The 17,265-nt window shown below is 46.6% G+C and carries 15 protein-coding genes; 1 reads left to right on the plus strand and 14 read right to left on the minus strand.

The genetic code is table 11. The features are described from left to right. The 9 genes from HMPREF2909_RS05145 to lepA form a co-directional block, all read right to left on the minus strand. Complete coding sequence (locus HMPREF2909_RS05145) at positions 1–558, minus strand: SixA phosphatase family protein (RefSeq protein ID WP_071415461.1); 558 nt, start codon at positions 556–558, stop codon at positions 1–3. A gap of 19 nt (positions 559–577) precedes the next feature. After that, positions 578–1,612: a tRNA (adenine-N1)-methyltransferase gene (locus HMPREF2909_RS05150; RefSeq protein WP_071415462.1), complete on the minus strand. Its 1,035-nt coding sequence runs from the start codon at positions 1,610–1,612 to the stop codon at positions 578–580. Between the two features lie 91 nt (positions 1,613–1,703). Further along, complete coding sequence (locus HMPREF2909_RS05155; protein WP_071415463.1) at positions 1,704–3,656, minus strand: ABC transporter ATP-binding protein; 1,953 nt, start codon at positions 3,654–3,656, stop codon at positions 1,704–1,706. Position 3,657: 1 nt separating this feature from the next. Further along, positions 3,658–5,415, minus strand: coding sequence for an ABC transporter ATP-binding protein (locus tag HMPREF2909_RS05160; protein WP_071415464.1), 1,758 nt, complete (start codon positions 5,413–5,415; stop codon positions 3,658–3,660). A gap of 25 nt (positions 5,416–5,440) precedes the next feature. After that, positions 5,441–6,052 carry a MarR family winged helix-turn-helix transcriptional regulator gene (locus HMPREF2909_RS05165; protein ID WP_071415465.1) on the minus strand — a complete coding sequence of 204 codons (612 nt, stop codon included), beginning with the start codon at positions 6,050–6,052 and terminating at the stop codon, positions 5,441–5,443. A gap of 113 nt (positions 6,053–6,165) precedes the next feature. Continuing rightward, a complete protein-coding gene (locus tag HMPREF2909_RS05170) occupies positions 6,166–7,041 on the minus strand; it encodes an ABC transporter ATP-binding protein (RefSeq protein WP_071415466.1) in 876 nt (291 codons plus the stop codon). A gap of 22 nt (positions 7,042–7,063) precedes the next feature. Continuing rightward, positions 7,064–7,894, minus strand: coding sequence for a hypothetical protein (locus HMPREF2909_RS05175; protein WP_148130801.1), 831 nt, complete (start codon positions 7,892–7,894; stop codon positions 7,064–7,066). A gap of 122 nt (positions 7,895–8,016) precedes the next feature. After that, entirely contained in the window at positions 8,017–9,195 is a 1,179-nt protein-coding gene (gene hemW / locus HMPREF2909_RS05180; RefSeq protein WP_071415468.1) for a radical SAM family heme chaperone HemW, read from the minus strand. 1 nt (position 9,196) lies between these two features. Further along, entirely contained in the window at positions 9,197–11,068 is a 1,872-nt protein-coding gene (gene lepA, locus HMPREF2909_RS05185; RefSeq protein WP_034298031.1) for a translation elongation factor 4, read from the minus strand. Positions 11,069–11,183: 115 nt separating this feature from the next. Between lepA and rpsT the strand changes: the two genes are divergently transcribed. Beyond that, positions 11,184–11,444 (plus strand): 30S ribosomal protein S20, encoded by a 261-nt coding sequence (gene rpsT / locus HMPREF2909_RS05190; RefSeq protein WP_021618345.1) that lies wholly within the window; start codon positions 11,184–11,186, stop codon positions 11,442–11,444. A gap of 529 nt (positions 11,445–11,973) precedes the next feature. On the opposite strand, the gene HMPREF2909_RS05195 is transcribed toward rpsT, so the two are convergent. From HMPREF2909_RS05195 to HMPREF2909_RS05215, 5 genes are all read right to left on the minus strand, one after another. Beyond that, positions 11,974–13,101: a branched-chain amino acid aminotransferase gene (locus HMPREF2909_RS05195; RefSeq protein WP_071415469.1), complete on the minus strand. Its 1,128-nt coding sequence runs from the start codon at positions 13,099–13,101 to the stop codon at positions 11,974–11,976. 170 nt (positions 13,102–13,271) lie between these two features. Further along, the gene (locus HMPREF2909_RS05200; protein ID WP_210387909.1) at positions 13,272–13,883 is read right to left on the minus strand and encodes a 50S ribosomal protein L25/general stress protein Ctc; all 612 of its coding nucleotides are present in this window, start codon (positions 13,881–13,883) and stop codon (positions 13,272–13,274) included. Positions 13,884–14,052: 169 nt separating this feature from the next. Beyond that, positions 14,053–15,474, minus strand: a complete 1,422-nt coding sequence (locus HMPREF2909_RS05205; protein WP_071415471.1) for an NAD(P)(+) transhydrogenase (Re/Si-specific) subunit beta — start codon at positions 15,472–15,474, stop codon at positions 14,053–14,055. 3 nt (positions 15,475–15,477) lie between these two features. Next, positions 15,478–15,795 (minus strand): NAD(P) transhydrogenase subunit alpha part 2, encoded by a 318-nt coding sequence (locus HMPREF2909_RS05210; RefSeq protein WP_071415472.1) that lies wholly within the window; start codon positions 15,793–15,795, stop codon positions 15,478–15,480. Next, positions 15,796–16,941 (minus strand): NAD(P) transhydrogenase subunit alpha, encoded by a 1,146-nt coding sequence (locus tag HMPREF2909_RS05215; protein WP_071415473.1) that lies wholly within the window; start codon positions 16,939–16,941, stop codon positions 15,796–15,798. It lies immediately after the preceding gene. Positions 16,942–17,265 lie beyond the last annotated feature (324 nt).

The following is a 17,265-nucleotide window of genomic DNA, read 5'->3' on the forward strand; positions in this document are numbered from 1 at the left end:
TTAGTTACAATCCTTCGCAGAAATAACAGCGATAACGTCTGCTTCATGCACATCCCACTCATGGAAAGGCTTGTTCGAGCCTAAGATAGCGCAGGCAGCTGGGGATAAGCCTAACTGCAATAAATCATACGTGCTGTCGTGTTTATCTGCTGAGCGTGCCCACCATTGGGCAGCTTCACTCATTGTTGGCTCGTGACCGATTACCATGAGCAGATGATGCTTTTTCTTTTGACCGTATATGATTTCAGAGATTTCTGATAATCCGTCTGTATACAGTTTTTTATGATAAGAAACGTCCGGTTTATCGCCAAAAACTTTGAGCATTTTATCTGCGGTTTGACGCGCTCGCTTAGCACCCGAGACCGCAAGAACATCAGGAACTAAATTGATTCCATCTAATGCTTTAGCCACATGCTTGGCTTGTTTGCGTCCCTTATCAGTTAATTCACGCTCTGCATCTGTTGATGCATTTTTCTCGGTTTTAGCGTGACGCATAAGAATAAGAACATACTCATAATCGCGTGCACATTTACCAATTTTTGTTAGGTTTACAGCCATAGTCTTATCCTACCAAACATTACAGTTGAGATAGTTGAGCATCTAAATCACGCAATACCTTACGTAATTTTCTATCAGACATATCGCGCAGCTCCAGACTTGCCAAGTCTACGCCGTTCTCATCAATATCTGTTGTTGTATCTTTATTCGGGCGTTCACGTTTTTTCAATGCAGTAAAACCGTCAGCCATAGCACGAGCAAAAACAAGGAAACCGGTATGACCAATCATGGAATGCTCAGGACGAACAGCCAGTCCATCCACTTTCCAGGACCTTTCCGAACTCTCTTGAATATGCGGCGCAGTCCATTGGCCCGATTCTTGAAGCTTGTCAACCAAACGGCTTAACTGAGTTGTTGTGGTGACGTAACACGTCAATACGCCGCCTGGGGCAATAACTCGATGAGCTTGTTCAAGACGGTTCCATGGGTCGAGCTGATCGAGCACAATACGATCAAAATAATGTGATTCACAGTGTGTAATCTGCGTATCAAAATCGCCCACTATCATATGCCACCATGAAGGAGCATAACCATAAAATAACGTAGCATTTGCTTCACAGATTTTCGCGAAATCTGGGCGCATCTCAATTGTTGTCAGCTCACCTTGCTCACCGATAGCTTCTAACAGATGCAAGCTCATAGCACCAGAACCACCACCGGATTCAAGTACGCGCATACCAGGGCGAATATCACCAAGTTCAATAACGGTTGCAATATCCTTCGGATACATAATTTGCGCACCGCGAGGCATAGAAAGCACATAGTCTGCTAAACGTGGACGCATAACCGTATATTGCCATCCACCAATACGCCGAGATTCCTTCCACGGTTTGCCTTGTGGCGTCTGCGACATATTCGTATTGGCAGCAGCATTGCCAGCATGAGTTTCAATAACTCGACCCTCAGCCTCACCAATAATATCGTTATGCGCAATCTGGCCATGCGCTGTATCGGTTACGCCATCTGCAACCAATTGGAAGGTAAGCATATTGCTCTTACGGTCGGTTAACTGCACCTTTTGGCCGGCACGTAAAACTCCTCGTGTATACGTCATCATCTCACCTTTCCAAACGTCATCGAACAACTATTGTATACGCAAAGGCGCGCCTGCTCACTAGAACAAGCGCGCCCCGTGCTCTCAACTTTTAATTATCGTCACTTTTGCCAGCAAATTGAGAGTTATACATATTCGCGTACGCACCATTCAACGCTAACAATTCGTCGTGGCTGCCCTGCTCCACAATATCGCCATGATTGACGACCAGAATAATATCAGCATCGCGAATCGTAGACAATCGGTGAGCAATCACAAAGGCTGTGCGACCAGTTCTCAATGTATTCATTGCTTCCTGAACCTTCACCTCTGTTCGGGTATCAACCGAGCTCGTAGCTTCATCCAAAATCAAAATATCTGGATCAGATAAGTATGCACGTGCAATAGTCAACAGCTGTTTTTCACCCTGAGACAGTTCTGTGGAATCATCACTCAAAACAGTATCGTAACCCTGAGGTAAGCGGCGGATAAACTCATCAACATGTGTAGCGCGAGTAGCCTCAAGTAGACGCTCTTCTGTGCGGGCAGACGCATCATGCACACCGTAGAACAAGTTCTCACGGATCGTTCCTTCAAACAGCCAGGTATCTTGCAAAACCATACCGAAATGGCTACGCAAATCCTGACGTGTCAGCTGCTTCGTATCTACGCCGTCCAAACGAATGTGTCCGCCATTAATCTCGTAGAAGCGCATGAGCAAGTTCACCAAAGTGGTTTTACCAGCACCCGTTTGGCCAACAATAGCTATAGTTTGACCAGGCTGAGCTTCCAAAGACAAATCACGAATAAGCGGCTTATCTGCAGTATAAGCGAACTGTACATGGTCGAACTCAACATGACCCTTCACACCGCCGTTTGCAGCAGTAAGCTCAGCCAAACGAGGAGCATCCTGATTATCTCGTTCTTCCTCATCAGCATCCAAGAATTCGAAAATACGCTGAGCGCTCGCAACAGCAGACTGCAGCATAGAACCCATAGAAGCAAGCTGACCCAAAGGCTGCGTTGCTTGACGTGAATACTGAGTAAAGGCCTGTAAATCACCCAAAGTGAGATGACCGTTAATCACACGCAAACCACCGAAAATAGCAACAATAACGAATGAAACATTACCAGCGAAAGAAGTCAACGGATTCATCAGGCTTGAGAAGAAGTTTGCAATAAAGCTGGACTTATACAAACCCTGGTTATATTCTTCAAAAGTCTGCTCAGCATTATGTTCCTGACCGTAAGCGCGCACAACCAAATGACCTGAGAACATTTCTTCCACATGCGAGTTCACCTTACCGGTGTGTTCCCACTGCTTAATAAATTCAGGTTGAACCAGTTTTAAAATACCTGCAATAACCACAAGCAGAACAGGAATAACAATAACGGCAACCACAGTAAGAGTTGGCGAAATCGTCAACATCATAATAATGGTGGCAACGAACTGGAAGGTAGAGAAGAAGAACTCAGCCAAAATCTGCTGCAACGACTGTTGCACATTATCCACGTCATTTGTTGTACGACTCATGATTTCGCCGCGTGGAATACGATCAAAATAGCTTAATGGCAGACGGTTAATCTTCTCAATAATCTCGTTACGTAAACGGTAAACCAAGTTACTGGTCATGCGAGCCATCATAAAGGATTGTACGGCACGCAAAGTCATTGCAATAACGTAGATACCAATGGTAATGAGCATAATCTTGGCGAAAGCAGACCAATCAACGCTCTTACCCACTGCAACGTTATAGCTCGAGAGCATAGAAGCAATCTTGTCTTGACCGTTCTGCTTGAGCATATCAATAACCGCATTGATAGATGTTCCCTCAGGAATATGCATCGTATTCTTGAGCATAACGCCCAAAATACCGGTGAAGAGAATATCTGTGCCCTGCGCCATAATCTTTGGTCCGGCCACAATGAGAGTAACGCCAATAAGACCACTGAGAATCATTATGGTCATGCGCACACGGTCGGCAGCTAAATAGCGCACAAGACGACTAATAACACGTAAATTCTCTCCTTTTTTCACTACAGGAGATGTGTCGTTTCTTGCCATGTTAGTCCTCCTTTCCCAAGCTCAAGGATTCAATATCTGGACCTTGACCGCCCTGAGATTCCACAATTTCTCGATATGTTTCGTTAGTAGCCATCAGCTCGGCGTGTGAACCCTGACCTACAATACGTCCGTTATCCATAACAATAATGATGTCTGCATGGCGAATAGAAGACGCACGCTGTGCTACCAAAAGCTGAGTTGCTTGGCGAGTGATTGGAGCCAAAGCATCGCGCACCTTCTTATCGGTTGCCATATCTAATGCAGAGAAGGAATCATCGAAAGAGTAAATATATGGGCGACGAACTACAGCACGTGCAATGCATAGACGCTGCTTCTGTCCACCTGAGAAGTTCGTACCGCCTTGAGCTACATGAGCTTCTAAACCATCTGGTAGTTCACGCACGAAATCCTCAGCCTGAGCAATACGCAGAGCCTCCCACAGCTGCTCATCAGTAGCGTCAGGATTACCGTAGAGCAGGTTTGAACGGATAGTACCTGAGAAGAGCACTGACTTTTGAGGAACAGGGCCGAAAAGTGCAGCTAGATCGCTTGGGTCGTACTCTTTAACATTATGACCGTCAAGCAGCACTTCACCATCAGTTACATCGAACATGCGAGATGCCAAACGAATAATAGTTGATTTACCTGAACCAGTTGCACCAATAAATGCCACGGTTTGCCCTGGACGAGCAGCAAAGGAAATATTATTCAGTACTTTTTCTTCCGCACCTGGATAGGTGAAGCTGACGTTCTTAAACTCAATAACACCCTGTGGATTATCGTTGTGCACCGGCTGTGCTGGGGCTGTAATAGTGCTGCGAGTATCTACTACCTCCATAATGCGCTTAGCTGAAACAGATGCACGAGGTAACATCACGGACATCATGGCAGACATCATTAAGCCAATCATAATAATCATGAGATATTGAATGAAGGCCTGCAAGGAGCCAATTCCCATCTCGCCCGATTCAATACGATGACCGCCGAACCACATAATAGCCACATTCGATACATTAATAATGAAGAACATGGTTGGAATCATGAGACCCATCCATCGGCCAATATTGAGCAGAAGATGCACAAGAGCATCGTTACTGTCATCAAAACGCTTACGTTCCGTATTTTCGCGCGTAAAAGCACGGATAACGCGCACACCGCTAATCTGTTCGCGAACCAACTTGTTGACTTCATCGAGCTTCTTCTGGAACTTCTTAAACAAGCCCATCATCTGGCTCATAATAATAAAAGCAACAAGAAGCACAATAGGAATAATAATGGCGATAGACCACGTTAATGGACCATCTTCACGTGCGGCCATAATCACGCCACCAATAAACATAATTGGTGCCTGCAAAATAATCAGCATGGATTGCATAGTTGCCATCTGAACCTGCTGCACATCGTTGGTTGCACGTGTAATAAGCGAAGACGCAGAGAAAGTCTCAATATCGTGTAACGACAACTTCTCTACCGACGCGAAATAATCCTTACGCACCTCATAGCCAACTCGCATAGCTAAATGCGTAGAATAATAGACGGCAATAATATTGGTAATAATTTGAATAAGTGCTACCCAAATCATTGTCCAGCCGATGCTCCATACCTTATCCGCATCGCCTGCTGTTACACCGTCATTAATAATATCTGCCTGAAGATTAGGCAAATACAGGTTGAGCACGGTCTGCCCCACCTGCACAAGTACCAAGATAGATACTTGCAACCAATGCCTGGAGAGGAATCTCCTCCATAACTTAAGCATGGGAAACCTTTCTGTACGATAAAACTTATGAGCGGAAGAGTTGCTGATGTTTCTTATGAATATGCATGCGAACTTGCTCAGGAGTTAAATTCTTATTAAAGATCTCCGGATCTGTATGTGCCAAAACTATCGAACGTGAACGTTTAAAGTTTGGTACCAGACTATCCATCACATTCCAATGCTCATTATCAGCCAAGATGGAACGTACATGATCTCGCATCGATTCTTGTGATGCATTCTCTATTAAACGTCCTAGTAAAGTATTGAGCGTCTTAACATCTTCTGAGCTGAAACCTTCAAGAAGTTCATCCCCTATCGAGGTAGCAACATCTTCCAAATCATGCAAAATACTGAGACCATCATCAGTAATACTCACAATAGTGACACGTGAATCTTCTGACGATTTCTCACGTTTGATGGCGTGCACCTGCTCCAGTTTGTTAATAATTTGCGTAACACTCGATGGTTTAATATCCAGCTGTTCAGAAATCTGTCCTGCTGTAAGGCTGCCTTGAGTGTTCAACATACGCAGCGTATTAATACTATTATCTGACCAGTTATAGAAATGCGCTACGAACAAAACATAAGGATACTGGTGCAAACGAGCTAAATTGTGGAAAATTGCATAATCCGACATAGCCATCACCTTATTTAGTTTATTTCCATTTGAACAAACTAAACATTAAGACGAGATATTTAGTTTGTCAAATTTTAAGCTAAATAAATAATACTGGCGTGTCGAAGTTTCCGCTAGCGCGCAAAAGCTGACCAACGACCTTGCTCATGCACTACTCTAACCGGCAACTCAAAAAGATTACTGAGGCGCTCGCTCGTTAAGCCTTCTTCAAGAGATCCTGTAAAAAGAATACTTCCTGGACGCAGATTAATAATCGCAGAACCATCTGCTGGAGCTTCTTCCGATTCGAGTACATGCGCAGCAATATCATCAGCCCTGCTTTGAGATACATGCCCTAGAATAGCTATTTTATTAAACCCTTCAGGAATTTCTTCTAGACGATGCGTAACAAGCAGAGCACTACGCTCAGATTCTTCTGTAGCAAGATTGGCTAAAGCATTCACTACAAGTTCTCTCCCACCCAAATCTAAACCTGCGGTCGGTTCGTCAAGAATAAGCAGGTCAGGATTAGTCATAAGAGCACGGCAAATGCCCACACGTGTGCGCTCGCCTTCAGAAAGCTTAAACATTTTCTTTCCTGCTAAGTATTCAATACCGTAGTGACGCATCAGCTCACGCACGGCAGCATATTGCTCAGTGGAATAGTGTTCTCCACGACGACCGATTTTTGAGTCTAAAGCCGATACAATAGCATCGAGAGGATCATCAAGCGGATCGAATGCCTGATTCAAGGCACCAGATGCTAAACCAATACGATGACGGTAAGAAAAAACGTTGACTTTGCCCAAACGATTTCCCAGAATGTCTACAGTGCCCTCGCTGGGGAAAAGACGTGTTGCCATCATGGAAATTAAGGTGGATTTACCTATGCCGTTAGGTCCAAAAATAATCCACTTTTCACCTGGTTGCACACATAAATTGACGTCAGCGAGAATAGTTCTGCGCTGACGTCGAAACATTACATTCTTCAATTCCGCAGCAGCTGTCATGGAATCGATTGTAACCAATTATTTAGATTGCTGTGCCATATTGATCCAAGTGTGGATTATTTTCTGCAGAATCAGCCACAATAAACAAGTTGAGCACACCGAGGGCAAGAGCAATAACAATGCCCATAATCACCCAAATATTAGGAGTCCAGAAGAGCAACGACAGCAAAGCTCCTGCTGCAATAATAATGAGCATCCAGTTGAGCACGCGAACCCACCACTTCAACGGATGAGCTGTAGGTGTGTGCTGACCTTGACGCTGAGCATCACGAATATCTTCGAGTCGATCGAGACGAGCCAACTCTTCATACTGATTTTCTGGCTCTAAACGTGCTAATACAGCCAAAACAATAAAGGCGATAACAAACGGAATAACAGGAATGCCGTAGCTCCATGTTGGCGTGTGAAGAACCATAAGAACAATGGCTGCTACGACTGACAAACCAGCTACAACCCAAGCGACCAGAGCCGTCCACCAGCGAGGTGAACGAGCAAACAGCAGATGCTTCGCATTGCGCTGTGCTTCTTTTTCACGTTCTGCCTCTTGGCGCTGCAATTCTTTAAGAGCGCGTTCACGCAGTCTGCGTTCTTTTTTAGCAGCCTTAGCCTGCGCACTTGAACCGCGTAGTTTTGGATCTGCAGAAGGAATAACATCATCGGATTCTTCTGCCTCAATAGTGGAACTGGTTGGAACCCATGCGCCGTTACGCTTGTTTTTCAAACGAACAGAACGGTCTTGCAATGTTTGTTCATCTAACAAACCAGCACGGGAACGCTGATTCTGTTCTGGCTCAGCTTGACCTCGACGCTGACGCTTATCTTGTGCACGACGTTCTGCTCTATTCGGCATCATTACTCCTTTATATGCATGATTTCTCACCGAGCAATCTCTAGTCTGCACCTAGTATAACGGTGCAGGCAGGATATTCACGACCTGAGTGCATATTGTACTCAATCATATGCCCATGTATTTTGTTAGCGCCCAACAGCCGCTAAAATTTGCGCAATCATAGAATCATTGAGTAGACGACCACGGCGTGTGGCAATGAGATGACCATTCTCAATGGTGACAAGCCCTTCCCGCTCAAACTCAGCCAAGGTGACTTCAGGAATAGTCATAGCTGCAGCGCTTTCAAAATTGGCAATATCTAAGCCATCGCGCATACGTAAACCAAGCAGTGCCATCTCTTCAATATTCATCTGCTCATCAATGCTTTCGCTTCCCGCCCATGGTACGCGATTTTCATGAATAGCATTACCCCACAGTTTTGGATGATGAATATCCCATGATCGTATATGTGCAGCATTGTAATGAGAATGAGCTCCCGGACCGATACCCGCCCAATCAACATTGCGCCAATATCCCAGATTATGTTCAGACTCATTGCCAGGCCGGCACCAGTTGGATACTTCATACCACTGCAATCCTGCCTGTTCGAACATATCGTCTGCTATTTCATACTTCGTTGCTTCATCGTCATCGTCAGGCTGCTCCAGCTTTCCAGCAGCTATCATACGCCCCATTTTTGTGGTTGGTTCTAATGCCAAGGCATACGCAGAAATATGATTCACATTGAGTTCTAATGCAGCTTCAACAGATATACGCCAGTCTTCAATGCTCTCTCCTGGAGTGCCATAAATAAGATCAACGCTTGAGCGTAAGTCCAGTTCTTTCGCTGCTGCCACATTACTCACCACATTATCTTGATTATGCGTGCGACCAAGGGTAGCTAAAACATGAGGAACAGCAGATTGCATACCAAAAGATACGCGGTTAAAACCGCCCTCTTTTAATGTTTCTAAATACTGCGCGTTAACGGTATCTGGATTAGCCTCGGTTGTTATTTCCGCATAATCTTCAATACCCCACAGGGATCGGATTCGCTCAACAATGCGCACCAAATCTGATGCCGGCAAAATCGTTGGCGTTCCTCCCCCGAAGAAAATGGTATGAGCAGCAAGCTCCACACAATTTTGCTCTTCCTGCCATCGATAAATAATCTCCATCTCGCGCATGACCATATCTGCGTATGAGGAACGGCTCACACCACCGCCTAAATTGACGGCCGTATATGTGTTGAAATCACAGTAACCGCACCGGCGTAAGCAAAATGGCACATGCACATAAACTTCAAACGGAGTGTGTTCTACCACCTTAGTTAGCTTTCTGAGCCGCGCGAATCTTATCTTTAGTATCGCGATCTGTTGGCTCGTCAGTAGACAGTGCAGCAATGAATGCCTCTTGAGGCACTTCAACATGCCCCAGCATCTTCATGCGCTTCTTACCAGCTTTCTGCTTTTCAAGCAGCTTACGTTTACGTGTAATATCGCCACCGTAGCATTTAGCCAGCACGTCTTTACGCAAAGCACGAATAGTTTCACGCGCAATAATGCGAGAACCGATTGCCGCCTGAATAGGAATTTCAAACTGTTGACGAGGAATAAGCTCACGCAGTTTCTTCGTCATCATAACACCGTACGAATAGGCTTTATCACGGTGAACAATAGCACTAAAAGCATCAACCGTTTCACCTTGAATAAGAATATCGACTTTCACCAAATCTGCGGTCTGCTCACCGGACTCATGGTAATCCAAACTTGCATAACCTTTCGTGCGACTTTTGAGTTGATCGAAGAAGTCGAATACGATTTCCGCTAATGGAATGGTGTAATGCATTTCAACACGCTCAGGCGAAATATATTCCATAGTGCCCATTTGTCCGCGATGGTCTTGGCACAGTTCCATAACAGCGCCAATAAATTCTTTAGGAAGAATAATATCTGCAGACACAATAGGTTCGGTAACAGAGCGTACTTTCCCTTCTGGGAATTCACTTGGATTGGTCACATGATGTTCGCTGCGATCATCCATTACCACATCGTAGGTTACCGATGGTGCAGTAGAAATAAGATCAAGACCAAATTCGCGGCGTAAACGTTCCGACACAATCTCCATATGCAACAAGCCAAGGAATCCGCAGCGGAAACCGAAGCCTAAAGCAACCGAAGTTTCTGGCTCGTACACGAGTGCTGCATCATTGAGCTTGAGCTTATCGAGAGCGTCTCGCAAATCTGGGAACTGAGCATTATCAATCGGGAATAAACCGGCATACACCATAGGCTGTGGATCGCGATAACCTGGCAGAGCTTCTTGAGCCATATTATCTTGAGCTGTAATGGTATCGCCCACCTTAGATTGGCTCACATCTTTTACGCCGGTAATAATATAACCAACTTCACCAGCACCTAGAGCCTTTGTTGGCTGCATTTCAGGAGAAATAACGCCTAACTCAATCGGATCATGTACTGTTCCTAAGCCCATCATACGAATCTTTTGACGGCTCTTAAGTTCGCCATCAACCATACGAATATAAGTCACAATTCCACGATAAGAGTCGTAGACAGAATCAAAAATCAAAGCGCGTGGTTCTGCATCTGCTTCGCCGGTTGGAGCTGGGATATCGCTTACAATACGGTTAAGAAGCTCATCTACCCCATCGCCTGTTTTACCTGAGACGCGCAAGACTTCGCTGGAATCAATACCGAGCAGACCTGCAATCTCGTCTGCATGTTTATCTGGGTCTGCAGATGGCAAATCAATTTTGTTAAGAACAGGAATAATCGCTAAATCATTATCGATGGCCATATATAGGTTCGACAATGTTTGTGCTTCAATACCTTGTGTTGCATCTACCAGTAGAACTGCTCCTTCACAAGCAGCCAGTGAGCGCGAAACTTCATACGAAAAATCGACATGTCCTGGAGTATCAATCATGCCGAGCGTGTATTCAACGCCATCAACAGTCCATGGAACGCGCACAGCCTGCGATTTAATGGTAATACCGCGTTCCTGCTCAATATCCATGCGGTCAAGGAAGCGGTCACGCATTTCACGTTGCTCAACGATACCGCTGAGCTGCAAAATTCGGTCGGCTACCGTGGACTTTCCATGATCGATATGTGCGATAATACAGAAGTTACGCACCAACTTTTGATCTGTAGAACCTGGCTGATTATGAGCCGTCATCTGAGGCATTATGAATTCTTCCTTGGTCTATGCTGCTAAACTGCATTCAATTCTACATGACTCATGGTATGATTATGGCTTGTATGCCGTGTAACAAACGTTTGGAGAAATAAAAGTGGCAAATATTAAGTCGCAGAAGAAGCGCATTCTCACTAATGAGAAGGCTCATAAGCGTAACGTGGCTGTAAAGAGCCAGTTGAAGAACACCATTCGCGCTACTCGCGAAGCTATTGCAGCTGGCGACAAGGAAGCTGCTCAGGCAGCATTCGCTGTTGCTTCTCAGAAGCTCGATAAGGCTGCAGGTCGCGGTGTTATTCACAAGAACCAGGCAGCAAATCGTAAGTCTGCTTTGGCTCTTGCTATCAACGCACTCTAAGCTTTAATAGGCTTTAAGTAGTTTTCGTACTACTTACAAGACCGCGTCTTTCCTCAGGATTGCTGGGGATGGCGCGGTCTTTTGATTTAAGCGGCTGTATCTCTCAATCGGTTCGTAGCGTTTGGATGTTACTGCTGTGAGAGGCTTGATTTTAAGGGGTTCTGTGACTGTTTCTTCCAAACGCTGCTGACGATTTGAGTGTTACTGCTGTTGGGAACGTTCACACCGCGTGTGAAACAACTGCAACACTCATATCGTTCTTAAGGATTGAGCGATACAGATAAAATGGATCGCTCTGAGAGACTGATTTCGACTGTTCTTCTCAAACCTTGCGTGGCGATTGGAAGCTACGGCATCTACTCCAGTTTCCGTGGCATAAACTGCGTTGCGACGGAGTTTATCCCACGGAAAAACCAACTCATACACTGACACCACGCTACGCTACAACAAAAAAGCGCTCGCCCGGCATTTACTAGCTGAACAGCTAAACCGAGCAGGCGCTTTAAAAGCATTACCACCAGAAATGGAATTAGTCGGAAACCTTCCACATCCAGTTGTACTTGTCTTCGACTTCGCCCCACTGAATACCCATAAGGTGTTCACGCAAGTGAGCAGTGTACTCGCCTACTGCTTCACCATTAACAGCTACATCGAACTTCTCGGACTTGAAGCGTCCAATTGGAGTTACAATTGCTGCAGTACCGCACGCAAAGACTTCAGTGACTTCACCAGAACGAATATCGTCGAGCAAATCGTCCAGCTTAATCATCTTTTCAACAACATCGCGACCCTCATCTTGAGCAATCTGAATAATAGAACGACGAGTTACACCAGGAAGAATATTGCCGTTCAAGCTAGGAGTCTCTAAGTGGCCGTCCTTATGAACAGCAAACATATTCATGCCTCCCAGTTCTTCCAAATACGTCTTGGTAGCAGCATCAACGAAGCAAACCTGCTCACAACCCTGTGCAATACCGCGGTATTCGCCAACGAGAGATGCAGAATAATTTCCACCACACTTAGCGAAGCCGGTGCCACCAGGACCTGTGCGGAAGTAAGTATCTTCTACCCAAATGTTTACTGGCTTTACACCCTGTGGGAAGTATGGTCCAGAAGGAGAAGCAATAACACAGTATTCAACTTCCTTAGCCTTACGCACACCCAAGAAAGATTCAGACGCAAACATAAATGGACGCATGTAAAGCGTGTAGTCGTGGCGTGTTGGAACCCACTGCTTATCAGCCTTGACCAGAGCAGCTACAGAACCAATGAAGTCTTCTACAGACAAGCTCGGCAAAGCCAAACGCTGAGCAGAGTTCTGGAAACGTTCTGCATTCGCATCTGGACGGAACAGCCACAAAGAACCATCAGAATGACGATAGGTTTTTAAACCTTCAAAAACTTCTTGAGCGTAATGCAGAACCGAAGCGCCTGGATCCATCTTCAATGGGCCGTATGGCTCTACGCGACGGTCGGACCAGCCTTCGCCCTCAGTCCAAGTCATGTGCACCATGGAGTCAGAGAAAATCTGACCAAATGCAGGCTTATCAATAAGTTGCTCACGCTTTGCATCTGCTATGCGGTTATTGTGTGGCAGTACGGTGAACTTATCTGCCAGAGTATTAATATATTCAGGATCGTGATGTGTATTCGTCATTCTTCTTCTCGATCATTGATTGTGTATATTCAGTTTTGCGCTTGTGACGCCTGCTACATACTTTACACACACCGTCGCCAAATGCTATCTTTTTCCAAATATTGATAAAAGAAAACCTCGTAACCCGTACAAAACAGGTTACGAGGCAATCTCTTTATATAAAAGCTACTTTACTCAGCAGCTGGAGCTTCTGCGGCTGCAGCAGCGTCATCAGCAGCTGGAGCTTCAGCTTCGTCGTCACCTTCTGGAACAGAAACGGTAACAACTGGCTCGTCCAAATCGTCCATAGCGAGCTCGGTGCCCTCTGGAAGAACAACGTCCTTTACGAGAACCTTGTCGCCATCCATCAAACCTTCAACAGAAACAACAATGCGCTCTGGCAGGTTTGCAACGTCTGCCTTAATAGCCATTTCCTGAATATCGACGAATGCAACTGCAGCACCCTTTGGAGTACCTTCTGCGAATACTGGAACGTTAACAACGATCTTTTCGCCAGCCTTTACTTCGTAGAAGTCAACGTGCTCAACAGTGCGCTTTACTGGGTTGCGCTGAACATCCTTAACAACTGCAGTCTTAGTTTCGTTGCCGAACTTAAGCTCGAACAAAGCGTTGGTGTGACGCAATGCCAAGGTTGTTTCCTTGGCAGGAAGCTGCAAGAAGGATGGTTCCTCGCCACCTGCGTATACGGTTGCAGGAATGAGGTTAGCTACGCGCATACGGCGAGCTGCACCCTTACCGAATTCAGTACGTACGTCACCAGTTAAAGTGATATCTGCCATAATATTTCTCCTTGTAATATCTGGCTTTGGGACACTCGAAAACCAGCAGGAGAAAAGCATAAAGAATTTCTCTGATGGGCCAAGTCGATTACGGGACTACTCCCCTCGCCAAAGCAGCTTTTCTAAGATAGCATATGGGGCAGAAAACTTAAAGTCCACTGCCCCGTTTTGCCTAGTCAGCGATTAGCTCTTTTACTGCCGCAATAATGGATTGCAGCTGAGCTTTTGCGTCGCCAAACAGCATCTGTGTGTGCGGATCGAAATACAGTTCGTTTTCGATGCCCGCATAACCGCGACCGCGACCGCGCTTAATAACGACGGTGCTTTGCGACTTATCCACGTCCAAGATAGGCATACCGGATACTGCTGTACCAGGTTTGCGCGCGGCAGGATTAGTCACATCGTTCGCGCCAACCACGAGAGAAACCGAGGTTGACGGGAACTGCGGATTAATATCGTCCAGATCAATAAGCTGCTCGTACGGCACGTTCGCTTCTGCCAAGAGCACGTTCATATGGCCAGGCATACGACCTGCTACCGGATGGATAGCATAAGATACTTCGATACCGCGCTCCTCGAGGAGCTGACCGAGATCTGCCAGTTCGCGCTGAGCCTGAGCTTGAGCCAGACCGAAGCCAGGAACGAATACGACCTTATCGGCGTATACAAGCTGAACCGCAACATCATCAGCAGTTGTTTCGCGCATGGTACCTTCTGGACCATCACCTGCAGCACCTGCTGCGCCTGTATCGCCGAAACCGCCGAGCAGAACAGAGGACAACGGACGGTTCATCGCCTTAGCCATCAAAATAGACAGCGTTACGCCTGCAGAACCAACCAAAGCACCAGCAACAATCAGAGCGACGTTATCGATTGCCAAACCGCTCATAGCTACAGCTGTACCAGTGCATGCGTTGAGAACGGAAATAACAACCGGCATATCTGCGCCGCCAATAGGCAGAACAAACAGCACACCATAGACGCAGGCAACAACAACGGTTACAATGCTCCACAGCACGCGCTGCTGTGGCTGAATGCACAGCATAACGAAGGAAGCGAGCGTACCGATAATCAGCACAACGTTAATGAGGTTCTGGCCTGGCAAAGCGATTGGCTTACCAGGAATAACTCCCTGCAGCTTGCCAGCAGCAATCAGCGAGCCGGTAAAGGTAACGGCGCCAATAATAACGCCGAGGCCGGCGGTAATGAGCAGAACGAGGGTGAGCTCGCTCATGTTTGCAGTCAAAATATCGTTGAGCGCAACGAGGGCTGCAGCACCACCGCCCACAGTGTTAAACACAGACACAAGCTGAGGCATATCGGTCATTTGCACCTTAACAGCAGACCACACGCCTGCAATCGTACCCAACACAATACCTGCGATAAGAACGTAAACAGCGGTCATGTCTGCAATTTCGGTAGCAAACATGTGCACGAAAGCCATAACAACAGCCACAACCATACCGGCTGCAGACACGAAGTTACCCTTGCGCGCGGTTTTTGGAGAGTTCATGTAGTGCAAGCCCATAACGAACAAGACGGCGGAGAACACATACACGAACCAGGTAATAATATCCAAAGTGGAAGCTGTCATGCTTTATTCACCGTCCTTCTTGTCGTCCTTGTTCTCATCCTTCTTCGAGGACTTAAACATTTCGAGCATGCGATCGGTAACCACATAACCGCCCACAACATTCATAGTGCCCAACACTGCTGCAAGGAAGATGAGCACATAAGCTAACGGTGTGTGTGCGTGAGCTGCCACAATAACAACACCTACAATAATGATGCCGTGAATAGAATTAGCGCCAGACATTAAAGGAGTGTGCAAAGTTGCTGGCACTTTACCAATAACTTCCACGCCAATAAGCAAGGCCAGAACAAAAAGCGTAATAGCAATAACCAAACTTGGCATTTACTCATCCCCTCCTGCAACAACCATGGCTGCATCAATCTCATCATTCATATCAACCGTCAAAGCAGCTGGAGCACCTTCGGCTTGTGCTTCACGCACGAAGTGAACCAGCATATCTGCCAAGTTGCGCGCAATCTGCTGAGAAGCAGTAACTGGAACACCGCTAGCCAAATCAGGATCACCAATAATAGTGACGCCCGACTCGGTAACCACGCGCTGGCGAGCGATAGAGCCCTCAACATTGCCACCGAACTCGCTGGCAGCACAGTCGACGATAACAGCACCGCGCTTGAGGCCGTTAACGCCAGCAGCGGTGAGCAGCATTGGAGGCTTGCGGCCAGGAACCTGAGCCGTGGTAATAATAACGTCGAATTCTGCAGCCTTCTTATCGACTGCAGCCTGCTGAGCTGCACGCTCTTCGGCAGTCAGCTCACGAGCATAACCGCCATCGCCCTGCCCCTTGGTTAAATCAACCTCGAGGTCAAGGAACTTAGCGCCCAAAGACTCAACTTCGCTCTTTGCTGCTGGACGCACATCGTATGCAGTAACAACTGCACCCAAACGCTTAGCAGTACCAATCGCTTGCAAACCGGCAATACCAGCACCCAAAACAAGAACCTTAGCTGGGCGAATAGTGCCCGCAGCAGTGGTCATCATAGGGAAGAACGATCCATAGGCATCGGCAGCCTTGAGCACTGCCTTGTAACCTGTTACGGAATTCTGCGAGGTCATCTCGTCCATGGACTGTGCGGACGAAAGCTGGCGAGGCAAACGCTCCATAGCTACAGCGGTGAGTCCGCGTTGCTTGAGCGAGTCTACATATGCTTCGTCAGTAAACGACTGCAAAGCGCCAATAACCCATGTGCCAGGCCTGATGGCGTTGAGCGTTTCTTCACTTGGACGACCAACGAAGCCAAGAACATCGCTGGATGCAATGACATCACCTCTAGAAGCTACACGTGCTCCAGCTTTTTCAAAATCAGCATCTGTAAAGTGTGCATCTAAGCCTGCACCTTGTTCTACTACGCAAGCAACACCGCTGCGCTTGAGACGAGTAACGATATCAGGCGTTAAACCTGTTCGCTTCTCCACCTCAGTGCGCTCCGAAAGCACACCATAGGTAATCACAATGTCTTTGTCTGTCACGAGTCCTCCTCAACTCATGTTTCCTCATGCTTGGCATGCTTGCTTGCGGTACATGCGGTGTATGCAGTACGTGCGGTGCGAGCGCCAAGCTTCTGTCTTACATGTGTTAGTCTATCGGTTCAGTGTTACTAAATGTGACGTATGCAACTCAAAGTCCACGCATTGAACAGTTTGTGCGAAAATGTGCGGTTTTCTCGTGGTCTTTCTCTCGCGTTGTGAGCAACGGTCTTTTCTTCAATGCTGTCTAGCTGGTCGCGTTCTCGCACGTCGGGTTACACAGCAGCACCCGCACTATCCGTTCATGCCTGTCTAGTGCTTGCTTCT

Source organism: Alloscardovia sp. HMSC034E08 (genome assembly GCF_001813415.1).
GTDB lineage: Bacteria > Actinomycetota > Actinomycetes > Actinomycetales > Bifidobacteriaceae > Alloscardovia > Alloscardovia omnicolens.

Bases quoted from the DNA above. Each gene is read 5' to 3' on its own strand.
- HMPREF2909_RS05195 (WP_071415469.1), bottom strand. From the start codon at position 13,101: ATGACGAATACACATCACGATCCTGAATATATTAATACTCTGGCAGAT.
- HMPREF2909_RS05210 (WP_071415472.1), bottom strand. From the start codon at position 15,795: ATGCCAAGTTTGGTTATTGCTATTACGCTTTTTGTTCTGGCCTTGCTT.
- lepA (WP_034298031.1), bottom strand. From the start codon at position 11,068: ATGACGGCTCATAATCAGCCAGGTTCTACAGATCAAAAGTTGGTGCGT.
- HMPREF2909_RS05160 (WP_071415464.1), bottom strand. From the start codon at position 5,415: ATGCTTAAGTTATGGAGGAGATTCCTCTCCAGGCATTGGTTGCAAGTA.
- HMPREF2909_RS05165 (WP_071415465.1), bottom strand. From the start codon at position 6,052: ATGTCGGATTATGCAATTTTCCACAATTTAGCTCGTTTGCACCAGTAT.
- HMPREF2909_RS05145 (WP_071415461.1), bottom strand. From the start codon at position 558: ATGGCTGTAAACCTAACAAAAATTGGTAAATGTGCACGCGATTATGAG.
- HMPREF2909_RS05155 (WP_071415463.1), bottom strand. From the start codon at position 3,656: ATGGCAAGAAACGACACATCTCCTGTAGTGAAAAAAGGAGAGAATTTA.
- HMPREF2909_RS05150 (WP_071415462.1), bottom strand. From the start codon at position 1,612: ATGACGTATACACGAGGAGTTTTACGTGCCGGCCAAAAGGTGCAGTTA.
- HMPREF2909_RS05170 (WP_071415466.1), bottom strand. From the start codon at position 7,041: ATGACAGCTGCTGCGGAATTGAAGAATGTAATGTTTCGACGTCAGCGC.
- HMPREF2909_RS05205 (WP_071415471.1), bottom strand. From the start codon at position 15,474: ATGACAGCTTCCACTTTGGATATTATTACCTGGTTCGTGTATGTGTTC.
- HMPREF2909_RS05175 (WP_148130801.1), bottom strand. From the start codon at position 7,894: ATGATGCCGAATAGAGCAGAACGTCGTGCACAAGATAAGCGTCAGCGT.